Source organism: Parvibaculum sp. (assembly GCF_002684405.1).
Classification (GTDB): Bacteria; Pseudomonadota; Alphaproteobacteria; order Parvibaculales; family Parvibaculaceae; genus Parvibaculum.
This window is the reverse complement of the sequence record NZ_NYVD01000119.1, coordinates 20,395-33,641: the sequence shown is the minus strand read 5'-3', so window position 1 is coordinate 33,641 and position 13,247 is coordinate 20,395. Positions and strand designations below refer to the sequence as shown.

Genomic DNA, 13,247 nt, shown 5'->3' with positions numbered 1-13,247 from the left:
GGCGCAGCGCGCCCGCCGTGGCGGCGGTGGGGCCGCTGGGCGGAAAAGGCGGCGGCCTTGAAAGCAGGGACCATATAGCGGCAAGATTCACCCCTTGAAGGGAATCCAGCGCCTGAAGCGGGCGCCGAGAGGGGTTTGAGCGGGGGGATCGTCGCATCATGGCATTTCTGAAATCCATTTCCCGGCCGGATAGCGCGCCCATGATCACGGGCGAGGGGGTCTATCTGCGCGGGCCGGAAAGCGACGACTATCCGCAATGGTCGACGCTGCGCGAGCGCAGTCGGGACTTCCTGAAACCCTGGGAACCGACCTGGCCGCATGACGACCTGACGCGCAATGCCTATCGCCGCCGCCTGCGCCGCTATGCGCAGGATGTGCGCGACGACCGCGCCTACCCCTTCTTCATCTTTCGCGAGCAGACTGGCGAACTGATCGGGGGCGTGACCATCTCGGGCGTCCAGCGGGGGGTGCAGCAATGCTGCTCGCTGGGCTATTGGGCGGGCGAACCTCATGCGGGCAGGGGATATACGACCGCGGCGGTGCGGACGCTCATCCCTTACGTGTTCGAGGAACTGAAATTGCACAGGCTGCAGGCGGCCTGCCTGCCGGAGAACGAACCCTCCAAGGCGGTCCTGCGGAAATGCGGTTTTCAGGAAGAGGGATATGCGCGGGGCTATCTCAGGATCGACGGGGCCTGGCGCGACCATGTCGTTTTCGCACTGCTTCGAGACGACCCGCGCCCCTGAGCGGAAATGATGTGAAAAGATGGTATGTGTCGGGCGGGTGCGTGTGAGTCATAAAACTGAGGGGACGGTGAAGCCGATGCGGCAGGGAAGGGGCATGCGCCGGCGCGTAACGGGCGCGGCGGCGTCGCTGGCCATATTGCTGGCGCCGCTATTGCTGCCGGTTCTTGTGGCGCAGCAGGCCCATGCGCTCGACGCCGTCGCCATCGACGATTTGCGCCCCGTGCTGGACATCACCCCCTATCTGGAACGCTATCAGGCGGCCGGCAACAGGCTGACGCTGGAAGAACCCTCCGCCCCCGGCGATATCGTGACCACGGGCGAGGGGGAAGCCGATGTATCCGCCGACGCATCCGCCACAGATGAAGCGAGCGGGACCGAAGCGGAGGCCGCAGACAATGAAGACGGAACCGATACCGGCAACAGCTCCATCCTGCTTTCCGACGGCAGCGCGGAGGCGACCGGGGAATGGATCGCGATTGCGCTGAGAAACCGCAGCGAAGATGAGGTCTCGCGGCTCGTCGTGGCCGATGACCGTCCGAGAGGGGTCGCGGGGCTTTTCTGGCCGCGCATTTCCGCAGGCGTCGACGAGGCGCAGGTGGCGGGCGGCCAGATGCCGGAAGACGACGCCGCGCTGAACCAGCCGGGTTTCAGCGTGTTCCGCATTTCCGTCGATCCCATCACCAGCGTGACGCTGGCCATGCATGCCGAGATGCCATCGCCCTCCGGCGTCTATCTGTGGGACGAGCAGGCCTGGCAGAGTTTCAAGCGTTCGCTGGCGCTGGTGGAAGGCCTGCTGCTGGGCGTGGTGGCCGCGCTCGGCATCTATCTCTCCGCGCTCGCCGTGCTGACCCGCGTGCCCGCCGCGCAGGCGACGGCGGCGGTGCTCGCAACCGGCTTCCTGCTGCTCTTCACCGAATTCGGCTTCATGGAAGCGGGCCTCGGGCTCTCCGCCTATTGGGCCGGTGTCGCAAGCGTGGCGGCCTATGCGCTGTTTGCCTCCACGCTCTTTGCGCTGGAACGCTTCTTCCTTGATCTCGGACGGCATTTCGACAGGGCGGCGCAGGTGGCGCGGATCGCGACCTATGCCGCGCTGGCGGCGATCCCGCTGGCGCTGTTCGAGCCCGCGTTGGGCGGGCTTTATGTGCGGCTCATGCTGGCGCTGGCGCTGTTCGGCGGCGCGCCGCTCATCGTGCTGGCCGCGCTCAGAGGCGTGCGGCCCGCGCAGCTTCTGGTGCCGGGCACGGCGCTCTTCGGCCTTGCCGCGCTGGTGGCCGTGCTTCATGCGCTGGGCTGGATGCCGGGCGTCTTTACCGGCACGACGCTGAGCGGCGGCATTTTTACCTCCGCGCTGGCGCTCTTTGCCTTCGCCGCCGCCTATCACGCGCAAGGGGGACGGCGCCGCGCCGATATCGGGTCGCTCCGCAGCGAGCAGCGCCACGCCTTCGCGCTGACGGGCGCGCGCATGGGCGTGTGGGACTGGGACATCATGGCCGACAAGCTCTATGTCTCGCCCGCCATCGAAACCATGCTGGGGCTCGAAGCCGGGTCGCTGTCGGGCCACGAACTCGACTGGCGCGCGCATATGCACCCCAATGACCGCGAGACCTATCGCAATGCGCTGAACGCCTATATCGGGCGCGGCAATGTGCATTTCACGCTCGAATTCCGGATGCGCCATTCAGACGGATCGTTCCGCTGGCTGGCCCTGCAGGCAAGCTGCGTGGCGGGGCCGGAAGGCTATGCGACGCGCTGCATCGGCACGGTGCGCGACGTGACGGCGACGAAACACGCGCAGGAACGCATGCTGCATGACAGCGTGCATGACGGGCTGACGGGGCTGCCCAACCGGGCGCTCTTCATGGACCGCATGGAACGCGCGATCCGGCGCACCGGGCTCATCGACCGTCCGCGCGCGGCGCTTCTGGTGATCGACCTCGACCGCTTCAAGACGGTGAACGATTCGATCGGTCCCTCCGGCGGCGATGCGCTGCTGGTGGCGCTGGCCCGCCGGCTGGAATCCCTCGTGACGCATGAGGATACGGTGGCGCGCTTCGGCGGCGACGAATATGCCGTGCTGCTGACCACGCGCACCGAACGCGAGGACGCGCAGACCTTCGCCGAACAGCTTTCCGAATTCCTCGGCCAGCCGATCAGCGTGGCCGGTCATGAAATCTTCCCGAGCTGCTCCGTCGGCATCGCGATTTGCGAGGATGCGCATGAAAACCCCGAAGAGCTGCTGAACGAAGCCGAGATCGCCATGTACCGCGCCAAGCGCGGCGGCAAGGGCAAGGTGGAACTCTTCGAGCCCGGCATGCGCGCCGAAGCCGACACGCATCTGAAGCTCGAGGCGGATCTGCGCCGGGCGGTGGAGCGCAAGGAACTCGAAATCTACTACCAGCCCATCATGTCGCTCGCCGACGGACGGGTGGCGGGTTTCGAGGCGCTGATCCGCTGGAACCACCCCAAGGACGGGCTGATGAGCCCGGCGGAATTCGTGCCGCTGGCCGAAGAGATCGGCCTCATCAACGAGATCGGCCGCTTCGCGCTGCGCGCGGCATCGGAAGAACTGGCGACCTGGCAGAAACTCTTCCCGATGGAAAGGCCGCTCTTTGCGAGCGTCAACGTGTCGAGCCGCCAGCTATTGCGTCACGACCTCATCGACGATGTGAAGCGCGTGCTGCACCGGATCGACATTGCGCCGGGGACGCTGAAACTGGAAGTCACCGAATCGCTGGTGATGGAAAATCCCGAATACGCCTCCAATGTGCTCGCGCGCATCAAGGCGCTGGGCGCGGGGCTGTCGATGGACGATTTCGGCACCGGCTATTCGAGCCTCAGCTATCTGCAGCGTTTCCCCTTCGACACGCTGAAGGTGGACAGGTCCTTCGTGGCGCAGATGTCCGCCGACCGCGACACGCCGCTCATCATCCGCTCGATGGTCACGCTGGCGCATGATCTGGGCATGGAAGTGGTGGCGGAAGGGGCCGAAAGCGAGGATCAGGCCGCCGACCTCGCCGCGATGGGCTGCGACTACGGGCAGGGCTTTTATTTCGGCCAGCCCATGCGCGCGTCGGATGCGCTGGACTTCATCGCGCGCTACTGGAACCGGGGCTGACGCCTCACGCGTGACCGGCGGCGCCCGACAGGAGCGATATGTCGACGCCCAGCTTGCCGAGGGCGCTGGTGTATTTCGCGTCGAGGTCGAGCCCGAAGATCAGGTCCGGATCGGCTTCGCAATGCAGCCAGCCATTGGCCTGGATTTCCTGATCGAGCTGGCCCGGCGCCCAGCCTGCATAGCCGAGCGCGAGCAGGGCGCGCGAGGGACCGCCGCCCGCCGCCATGGCGCGCAGAATATCCACACTCGCCGTGAGGCCGACATCGGCATCGACGGGCAGGGTCGATTCCTCGGAAAAATAATCCTGCGTATGCAGAACGAAACCGCGTCCCACCTCCACCGGCCCGCCGACGAGAACGGGGCAGGCGATGGGCTGCGTCATGCTGCGCGGCGGCACGTCGATCGATAGCTGTGTGAGGAGTTCGGGAAAGGTAACGTCCGGCGCGGGCTTGTTGACCACAATGCCCATCGCGCCTTCCGGATTGTGCACGCACATATAGATCAGCGTCCGCTCGAAGCGTTCGTCTTCCATGGAGGGCATGGCGATCAGCATCTTGCCTTCCATATAGCCGTCTTCTTCCGGCTGATAGCTCAATCCGTGCAAAGTCGGGTTCATGGCGATCCCTTTCCGGCTGGCACATGATTGCCGTAACGCGCATGCGCCTGCAGCACAATTTCGCGCACCGGCCGGCTGGTCTCCTCTTTCCTTTCACATCCGTCACACAGATGTGTATAGGCCCGGCGCGCCGAATGAGATAAGCCTAAACCGTTTTTCGGGCCGGAGGAAACACTCGGCTGGAAAACCATCCGGATTATGGGCGACACTCTGCCGGACGAAGGAAAGGGCCTCGATATGTTGCCGAGCAACGGCGGAACGACGAGCAAACAGCGCAGCAAGCTGACCGGTAAACTGACCGGCAAACTGAATTGCCTGTTCCGCACCGCGCTCTGCGCAGGCGCGCTGTCGCTGGCCTGCGCGGCGCCCGCCGCAGCCTCTCCGACCCTTTCGGAAAAGACGGCGAGTACCGAAGCTGTCCCATTTCGGCCCGTCACGCCCTGGGCGGAGGAGCTGGGTGCGCGGGTGCGCCTCGTTCTCGCCGAGACCGCGCATGACGACCGGCCGTTCCTTGCCGGTGTGGAAATGGAAATCGATCCGGGCTGGCATACCTATTGGCGCAAACCCGGCGACAGCGGCTCCGCGCCGGTGTTCGGCTGGTCGAAGTCGGACAATATCGATTATGCGCATGTTCGCTGGCCCGCGCCGCGCCGCTTCGACAATCCCGGCGACGTGACCTATGGCTATGACACGACCGTCATCTGGCCGGTGCTGGTCATGCCGCGCGAGGCGGAAAAGCCGGTCACGCTGCATCTTGATCTTTTCTATGCCGTCTGTTCGCAGATTTGCGTGCCGCATGATGTGACGCTGGAGCTGACGGTGCCTGCCGCCGGAAAAAGCGCCCGGAAAAGCGGAGAGAAAACGGGTGAAGGTTTCAAGGCTGCGTCCGACACGGAATATGCGCAGGACATTCGCGCGGCGCTGGCGCGCGTACCGCTCGCCCCCAAAATTCCCGGACGGGTAAGCGCCGCGCTGAAAACAGAAAACGGCAAGGGCACGCTGGACGTGACATTGAAGGAAACGCCGGACGCCCCGCCCATGCTTGCGGTGGAGGGGCCATATTATGCATGGTTCGGTGTGCCCGACGTTACGCGCGACGCAAAGGCGATCCGCTATGCGGTCCCGGTCCGGATCGACAAGGACAAGTCGCTCGACGGCAAGACATTGACGCTCACCCTGGCGCGCGCGGACGGCCGGGGCGGGTATGAAACCGAGTTTACCGTACCCGGCGGCGAGGCCGCCACGAAACCGAAACCCGGCGCTGAAGCCGGACAATGAGGAGGCGACCATGACCATCAAGGTTGGCGACAAGATTCCCGAAGCGACGCTGATGAAGCTCACGGACAAGGGCCCGGCCCCGATCAAGACGAGCGAGTTGTTCAAGGGCCGCAAGGTCGCGGTTTTTGCGCTGCCCGGCGCCTTCACGCCGACCTGCTCCAACCAGCACCTGCCGGGATTCATTCAGAAGGCGGATGAATTCAAGGCGAAGGGCGTGGACGAGATCGTCTGCCTGTCGGTGAACGATGCCTTCGTCATGGGGGCCTGGGGCCAGCAGCAGGGCGCGGACGGCAAGGTGACCATGCTGGGCGACGGCAATGGCGACCTGACCAAGGCGATGGGCCTCGACTTCGACGGCTCCGGCTTCGGCATGGGCACGCGCAGCCTGCGCTATTCCATGCTGGTGGAAGACGGCGTGGTGAAATCGCTGAACCAGGAGCCGAACCCCGGCGAGGCGAAAGTCTCCGGCGCGGAGCATCTGCTCGCTGAGGTCTAGGAGAGCTTTTCTGTTGAGACGTCATGCCCCGCTTTATGCGGGGCATCCACGTCTTGGCGGTAAAGAAAAGACGTGGATGGCCCGGACAAGCCGGGCCATGACGGTGAAGGGACTACCCCTGATAGGGCGCCATGCCCTGACGCGCGAGTTCGTCGGCGCGCTCGTTTTCGGGGTGGCCGGAATGGCCTTTCACCCAGTGGAACTCCACCTCATGGCGCTCAAGCGCGGCTTCGAGGCGCTGCCACAGCTCGGCATTCTTCACCGGCTTCTTGGCGGCGGTCTTCCAGCCATTGCGTTTCCAGTTGTGGATCCATTTGGTGATGCCGTCGCGCACATAGGTGCTGTCGGTATGCAGCGCCACCTTTGACGGTCGCTTCAGCGCCTCCAGCGCCTGAATGGCGCCCATCAGTTCCATGCGGTTATTGGTGGTCGCGGTTTCGCCGCCGCAGAGTTCTTTTTCTTCGTCGCGCCAGATCATCAGCGCGCCCCAGCCGCCCGGTCCCGGATTTCCCGAGCAGGCGCCATCCGTATAGATGTCGATATTGTCTTTCATGCCGCTCTTATACGTCGATTCCGTAAGCCGCGGGCGAGCCGATATCGCGGTGGAAGCGCAGGCGGCGCAGATATTCGGTCGGGTTCTTGGGCTGCACGAAGGCGCCGGGCGGATGATTGATCCAGTCGTAAAGCCGCGTCAGCAGGAAGCGCATGGCGCTGCCCTGTGCGAGAAGCGGCAACGCCTCGATTTCTTCCTTCTCCATCGGGCGCGTCTGGCGATAGGCCTGCAACAGGGCGCGCGCCTTGGTGACGTTGAACGACCCGTCGGCCTCGAAGCACCAGGCATTGAGGCAGATGGCGAGGTCGTAGGCGAAGCTATCGTTGCAGGCGAAATAGAAGTCGATCAGCCCGGACAGCTTGTCGCCGATAAAGAAGACATTGTCGGGAAAGAGATCGGCATGAATGACGCCATGCGGCAGATCCTTCGGCCAGCCCTTTTCCAGCGCATCGAGTTCCGCCTCGATCTCGGTGTCGAGGCCGCCCGAGAAGGCCGCAATGCCTTCGCGACAGGAGTCGAAAAGCGGCCGCCAGCCGTCGACGCTGAGCGAATTCCTGCGCGTTAGTTTGAAATCGGCGCCTGCCAGATGAAGCCGCGCCAGCGCCGCGCCCACTTCCATACAATGGCGCGCCAGCGGCCGCTTGACCGAGATGCCTTCGAGAAAACTGATGATGGCGGCGGGACGGCCGGCCAGCTCTCCCTGCATACGCCCCTCGCGGTTGGCAATGGGCGTGGGGCAGCGAAGACCGTTCGATGAGAGATGGTTCATCAGGCCGAGAAAGAAGGGCAGGTCTTTCTCCGCCACGCGCTTTTCATAGAGCGTCAGGATGTAGCTGCCCTTGTCGGTATGGAGCAGGAAGTTGGAATTCTCCACGCCTTCCGCAATGCCCTTGAGCGAGAGCACGTCGCCGATCTCGTAGTCCTTCAGAAAGGCGCGCAGCTCCTCGTCGCCGACTTCCGTGTAAACCGCCATCCGCGCGCCGCCTATTCTGCCAGGACGCGCGGCAGCTTGAACTGCACCGCTTCGTCGCGAATGAGAGCCGTCTCGACCTTGACGTCATAATGCTCGCGAAAGGCGTCGATCACTTCTTCGACCAGCACTTCCGGCGCGCTGGCGCCCGCCGTCAGGCCGATCGTGCCGCCATCCTTCAGGACGGGCCGGAGCGCGGCCCAGTCGATATCCTCCGCGCGCTGCACCAGCGCCGCGTAAGGGCAGCCCACCCGCTCGGCGACTTCCACGAGGCGCATGGAGTTCGACGAATTGGGCGCGCCGATGACGAGCAGCGCATCCGAACGCGGCGCGATCTCCTTCACCGCGTCCTGCCGGTTGGTGGTCGCGTAGCAGATGTCTTCCTTGTGCGGCCCCGTAATGTCGGGGAAGCGGCGGCGCAGCGCGGCGACGATGGCCGAAGTGTCGTCCACCGACAGCGTGGTCTGGGTGATATAGGCAAGCTTCGACGGGTCGGCGGGCGCAATGGCCTCGGCATCCGCGACCGTCTCGATGAGCGTGACGGCGCCGTCCGGCAACTGGCCCATCGTGCCGATCACTTCCGGGTGGCCCGCATGGCCGATCAGCAGAACCTGTAATCCGGCATTGTGATGGCGTTCCGCTTCCACATGGACCTTGGAGACGAGCGGGCAGGTGGCGTCCAGATAGAAGAGCTCGCGCGACTGCGCTTCCGCCGGGACCGATTTCGGCACGCCATGGGCGGAGAAGATGACCTTCGCCCCTTCGGGCACTTCGCTCAGCTCTTCCACGAAGACGGCGCCCTTGGCCTCGAGTGATTCCACCACATAGCGGTTATGCACGATCTCATGGCGGACATAGACGGGGGGACCGAATTTCGTCAGCGCCAGTTCGACGATCTGGATGGCGCGATCCACCCCGGCGCAGAAGCCGCGCGGGCTTGCCAGAAGCAGGGTAAGCTCGGGTTTGGCGTTCATCTCGTCCGTCCGATCGGCAGAAATACGGGCGCTTCATTGCAGGTGCTTTCCGCGCGCAATTGCTTGTGATGGCGCGAGCAACCCGATAGAGTTTCGGCGCTGCGGCCCTCGGCCTCAAGCACCCCGTCGGGCCTCCCCAAGCCACTGAAAAGCAAGGGCGAAAGGCCTTGTTCGCGGTAATAGAGGGGGGCGGGCAGCCAAAGTCAAGAAAGGCCGCGCCCGGGGCTTACGCCTTGCCGCTCGAGCCTGCATCGTCAGGGATATGGCTTTCGTTCCGCCCCGGAACAAGGCCGACGCTCAATCGGGATTTCACTCAATACCAACTCGGGTAAGGACCTCATGCCGTTTTCCAACGTCTTGCGCCGCACGGCCGCACTTGCAGCCGCCCTGTCCGTCACGCTTCTCGTCGCCGGCTGCAGCACCGACGATGACGGGTACGCGACCTCCGGCATCGGCAGCATGCTGGGCTTTGGCGGCAGCACGCAAGAGGGCGGCACCGCCGCCTATCCCTGCCCGAATGTCGGCGTGCTGGACCAGGCCGACCGCATCACCGCCTTCAACGGCAGCGGCCAGGACATCACCGATGTGGCGGTGCGGGCCGAACTGAACAAGGTGGTGACCCAGTGCGAATACAATCTCTCCGACTCCACCATCACCTTCGACATCGCCTTTGACGGCGTGGCCGAGCTTGGCCCGGGCGCGACCTCGCGGACGCAGAACCTGCCGGTTTTCATGGCGGTGACGCGCCGCTTCGGCAAGCTGGTGAAGAAGCAGACGATGACGCTGCCCGTCACCTTCGCCCCCGGCGAGACCAAGGTGCGCTTCACCAAGATGCTGGAAGGCAATGTGGTGCCCTATGGCAAGGGCGCCGATGGACGGATCTATTACATCCTTGTCGGTTTTCAGCTTTCCCAGGACCAGCTGGCATATAATCGCCGGGTCGCGCCGGTTCCCATCCGGTGAGTCGCGGGATAACCGTTAAAAGCGAAAAAGCTCCGGTCTCGCCGGGGCTTTTTTCATGGCCTCGGGAAATATCGCTAAGTCATTGAAATAAAGGTATTTTTATATCGTTATTTCCTCACTAACCCACTGAAACTTATGCATTTTTCGAGTTCTCGGATTGACTCCCGGGCGATTTCGGACAAATATCCCCCTACATACAGATGATCTCTGCGGGAGAGTTCGAGGGTGTGTTTTTACCCTCGGCGCCGAAGGAGCAACCGCCCCGGAAACTCTCAGGCAACGAGGACCGCAGAAGGATGAAACTCTGGAAAGCAGACAGGCCATAAGCGGCCTGTCTCACCGAAGGGCGTAAGCGGCGGCCACCTTTGAAGGCGGGCACCGCGAAATCTCTCAGGTTCCGCGACAGAGTGGGGCGCTGCCAGGCACGCGAGTGCAGGCGTGCTGCCACCCCGATTCCACGAGAGCCCGTAAGGGTGGTGGACGCGAAACGGAGAGACGGAGCCCTGAATATGTCGGAAGCAATAGCCGATACCGGCGCTGAGGCGCCCCTGAAGAACACCCCGCTCCATGAGCTCCATGTGGAACTGGGCGCCAAGATGGTGCCCTTTGCCGGCTACGACATGCCTGTCCAGTACAAGGACGGGGTGCTGACCGAGCATCTGCATACGCGCCAGGCCGCGGGGCTGTTCGACGTGTCGCATATGGGGCAGGCCTTTCTGACCGGTCCCGATCACGAGACGGTCGCGCGCGCCATGGAAAAGCTGGTGCCGGGCGACGTGCTGGTGCTGGAACCCGGCTCGACGCGCTACACACTGCTGCTGAACGAGAAGGGCGGCATTCGCGACGACCTGATGATCACCCGCATGGCCGGCGCGGAAAATGACGGCAAGCTCTTCCTCGTCGTCAACGCGGCCTGCAAGGACGCCGATTTCGCGCATATCGCGGCGAACATGCCCGCCGGCGTGACGCTGAGCGTGCTGGCCGACCGTGCTCTCATCGCCCTTCAGGGCCCGAAAGCGGCCGCCGCCATGGCGGAGCTGGCGCCGCAAACCGCCGATCAGGCGTTCATGACGGTGAACGAAACCGATATCGACGGCGCGGCCTGCCTCGTCAGCCGGTCGGGCTATACCGGCGAGGACGGCTTTGAAATTTCCGTGCCCGCCGACAAGGTCGAAGCGCTGACGCGCAAGCTCCTGTCGGATGAGCGGGTGAAGCCCATCGGCCTTGGCGCGCGCGACTCGCTGCGCCTGGAAGCCGGGCTCTGCCTCTACGGCCACGACCTCGACGAGGACACGACGCCCATCGAGGGCGCGCTGACCTGGACGATTTCCAAACGCCGCCGCGCGGAAGACGAATTTCCCGGCGCGGAAATCGTGCTTGGCCAGATTACAAACGGCGTGTCGCGCAAGCGCATCGGCATCCTGCCCGAGGGCAAGGCGCCCGCGCGCGAGGGCACCGACATCACCGATATGGACGGCAACAAGATCGGCGTCGTTACCAGCGGCGGCTACGGCCCCAGCGTGGGCGGCCCGATTGCGATGGGTTATGTGGAAACCGATTTCGCCAAGGACGGCACGCCGTTGCAGCTTGTGGTGCGCGGCAAGGCGCGGCCCGCCCGCGTGGCGAAGATGCCGTTCGTCGAAAAGCGGTTCTACCGCGGAAAGTAAGTTCACGGACGATTGCCGGCACTGCAGGGTCGGCGCTCGCGAAGCAAGAGGATAATCAGGGGATCCCATGAGCGATATTCGTTTTACCGACCAGCATGAATGGGTTCGCGTCGAAGGCGACGTGGCCACCATCGGCATTTCCAACTATGCGCAGGAACAGCTTGGCGACGTGGTGTTCGTCGAGCTGCCGGAAACCGGCAAGACACTGGCCGCGGGCGACGAAGCCGCGGTGGTGGAATCGGTGAAGGCTGCGAGCGAAGTCTATGCACCCGTCTCCGGCGAAGTCGTCGAAGTGAACGGCGCACTGGAAGACGAGCCCGGCGGCGTCAATGAAGACGCGATGGGCAATGGCTGGTTCGTGAAGCTGAAGCTTTCCGACACCTCGGAACTCGACAAGCTGATGGACGAAGCGGCCTACAAGGAATTCTGCGACGGGCTTGACTGAGGCGTCGTTCAGTCCACGTCCCGACAAGGGCAGTAGTGCAAATTAAAGGGCATCAAGTTATGCGTTACCTTCCGCTGACAGATACCGACCGACAGGAGATGCTGGGCGTCATCGGCGCGAAAAGCGTCGATGAGCTGTTCCGCGACGTGCCGGAAGCGGCGCGCCGCGACGGGCTGGTGGACCTGCCGAAACGGCAAGGCGAACTGGAAGTCGAACGCGCCCTTTCCAAAATGGCGGCGAAAAACGTCGCTGCGGGAGACGTGCCCTTCTTCGTGGGCGCGGGCGCCTATCGCCATCATGTGCCCGCCTCGGTGGATCACCTGATCCAGCGTTCCGAGTTCCTCACCTCCTACACGCCCTACCAGCCGGAAGTGACGCAAGGCACGCTGCAATATCTCTTCGAATTCCAGACCCAGGTCGCGATGCTGACCGGCATGGAAGTGGCCAACGCCTCCATGTATGACGGCTCGACGGCCTGCGGCGAGGCGGTGCTGATGGCCAACCGCGTGACCAAGCGCAAGAAGGCCGTGCTCTCCGGGACGCTGCATCCGCAATATGCGGGGGTGGTGCACAACCTGGCGGAGTTCGCCGACTTCGCGCTGGAAACCATGCCGCCCGTGATGCCCGGCGCGGCGGAAGACATCATCTCGCGCATTACCGATGAAACGAGCTGCGTCGTCGTGCAGACGCCGGGCTTCTTCGGCGAGCTGGCGGATCTGACGCCGATTGCCGAAGCCGCCCACGCCAAGGGCGCGCTGCTCGTCGCGGTGGTGCCGGAAATCGTCTCGCTCGGCCTCGTGACGCCGCCCGGCGATATGGGCGCCGACATTGTGGTGGGCGAGGGGCAGTCTCTGGGCAATGGCCTCAATTTCGGCGGGCCCTATGTCGGCCTCTTCGCGACGAAACAGAAATATCTGCGCCAGATGCCGGGCCGGCTTTGCGGCGAGACACTGGACAGCGACGGCAAGCGCGGCTTCGTGCTGACGCTCTCCACCCGCGAGCAGCATATCCGCCGCGAGAAGGCGACCTCGAACATCTGCACGAATTCGGGCCTGTGCTGCCTGGCCTTCACCATCCATCTCTCGCTTCTGGGCGAAGAGGGCTATACGCGGCTGGCGCGCATCAACCATGCGAATGCGGTGAAGCTCGCCGAAAAGCTCGACGCCATCGACGGCGTGGACGTGCTGAACGAGGCGTTCTTCAACGAGTTCACGCTGAGGCTTCAGGCCCCCGCCAAAAAGGTGGTCGATGCGCTGGCCGACAAGGGCGTGCTGGGCGGCGTACCCGCCTCGCGCCTCATTCATGGCGATCCATCGGTTGAAAAACTGCTGGTCGTCGCCTCGACCGAAATCAACACCGATGCGGATCGCGACGCCTATGCACAAGCGCTCGCCGAGACGATGAAGGAGGTGCTCTAATGTCCG

The 13,247-nt window shown here is 64.1% G+C and carries 12 protein-coding genes and 1 riboswitch; of the genes, 8 read left to right on the top strand and 4 right to left on the bottom strand.

Going from position 1 to position 13,247, the window contains the following annotated elements:
- Positions 1 to 158: 158 nt before the first annotated feature.
- Entirely contained in the window at positions 159 to 746 is a 588-nt protein-coding gene (locus CMI59_RS11340) for a GNAT family protein (protein ID WP_293328365.1), read from the top strand.
- Between the two features lie 94 nt (positions 747 to 840).
- Entirely contained in the window at positions 841 to 3,861 is a 3,021-nt protein-coding gene (locus CMI59_RS11335; RefSeq protein ID WP_293328364.1) for an EAL domain-containing protein, read from the top strand.
- A gap of 4 nt (positions 3,862 to 3,865) precedes the next feature.
- Here the strand turns inward: CMI59_RS11335 and CMI59_RS11330 are convergent, their stop codons facing one another.
- Positions 3,866 to 4,477 (bottom strand): YqgE/AlgH family protein, encoded by a 612-nt coding sequence (locus CMI59_RS11330; protein WP_293328363.1) that lies wholly within the window; start codon positions 4,475 to 4,477, stop codon positions 3,866 to 3,868.
- A 198-nt stretch (positions 4,478 to 4,675) separates the two neighbouring features.
- Between CMI59_RS11330 and CMI59_RS11325 the strand changes: the two genes are divergently transcribed.
- A complete protein-coding gene (locus CMI59_RS11325; RefSeq protein WP_293328362.1) occupies positions 4,676 to 5,755 on the top strand; it encodes a protein-disulfide reductase DsbD domain-containing protein in 1,080 nt (359 codons plus the stop codon).
- Positions 5,756 to 5,765: 10 nt separating this feature from the next.
- On the top strand, positions 5,766 to 6,251 hold the full coding sequence (locus tag CMI59_RS11320; protein ID WP_293328361.1) for a peroxiredoxin: 486 nt from the start codon (positions 5,766 to 5,768) through the stop codon (positions 6,249 to 6,251).
- 112 nt (positions 6,252 to 6,363) lie between these two features.
- On the opposite strand, the gene rnhA is transcribed toward CMI59_RS11320, so the two are convergent.
- Genes rnhA through ispH form a run of 3 tightly spaced genes read right to left on the bottom strand, consistent with a single transcriptional unit; the run spans position 6,364 to position 8,748 of the window.
- On the bottom strand, positions 6,364 to 6,804 hold the full coding sequence (rnhA, locus tag CMI59_RS11315) for a ribonuclease HI (protein ID WP_293328360.1): 441 nt from the start codon (positions 6,802 to 6,804) through the stop codon (positions 6,364 to 6,366).
- Positions 6,805 to 6,811: 7 nt separating this feature from the next.
- Positions 6,812 to 7,777 carry a homoserine kinase gene (thrB, locus tag CMI59_RS11310; RefSeq protein ID WP_293328359.1) on the bottom strand — a complete coding sequence of 322 codons (966 nt, stop codon included), beginning with the start codon at positions 7,775 to 7,777 and terminating at the stop codon, positions 6,812 to 6,814.
- A gap of 11 nt (positions 7,778 to 7,788) precedes the next feature.
- On the bottom strand, positions 7,789 to 8,748 hold the full coding sequence (gene ispH / locus CMI59_RS11305) for a 4-hydroxy-3-methylbut-2-enyl diphosphate reductase (RefSeq protein WP_293328358.1): 960 nt from the start codon (positions 8,746 to 8,748) through the stop codon (positions 7,789 to 7,791).
- A gap of 339 nt (positions 8,749 to 9,087) precedes the next feature.
- Between ispH and CMI59_RS11300 the strand changes: the two genes are divergently transcribed.
- The 4 genes from CMI59_RS11300 (at position 9,088) to gcvPA (ending at position 13,241) form a co-directional block, all read left to right on the top strand.
- Positions 9,088 to 9,711, top strand: coding sequence for a hypothetical protein (locus tag CMI59_RS11300; RefSeq protein ID WP_293328357.1), 624 nt, complete (start codon positions 9,088 to 9,090; stop codon positions 9,709 to 9,711).
- Positions 9,712 to 9,911: 200 nt separating this feature from the next.
- A riboswitch (glycine riboswitch) is annotated at positions 9,912 to 10,010 on the top strand.
- Positions 10,011 to 10,220: 210 nt separating this feature from the next.
- Positions 10,221 to 11,378 (top strand): glycine cleavage system aminomethyltransferase GcvT, encoded by a 1,158-nt coding sequence (gene gcvT / locus CMI59_RS11295; RefSeq protein WP_293328356.1) that lies wholly within the window; start codon positions 10,221 to 10,223, stop codon positions 11,376 to 11,378.
- A gap of 67 nt (positions 11,379 to 11,445) precedes the next feature.
- Positions 11,446 to 11,823, top strand: a complete 378-nt coding sequence (gene gcvH, locus CMI59_RS11290) for a glycine cleavage system protein GcvH (protein ID WP_293328355.1) — start codon at positions 11,446 to 11,448, stop codon at positions 11,821 to 11,823.
- Positions 11,824 to 11,882: 59 nt separating this feature from the next.
- On the top strand, positions 11,883 to 13,241 hold the full coding sequence (gcvPA, locus tag CMI59_RS11285) for an aminomethyl-transferring glycine dehydrogenase subunit GcvPA (RefSeq protein WP_293328354.1): 1,359 nt from the start codon (positions 11,883 to 11,885) through the stop codon (positions 13,239 to 13,241).
- Positions 13,242 to 13,247 lie beyond the last annotated feature (6 nt).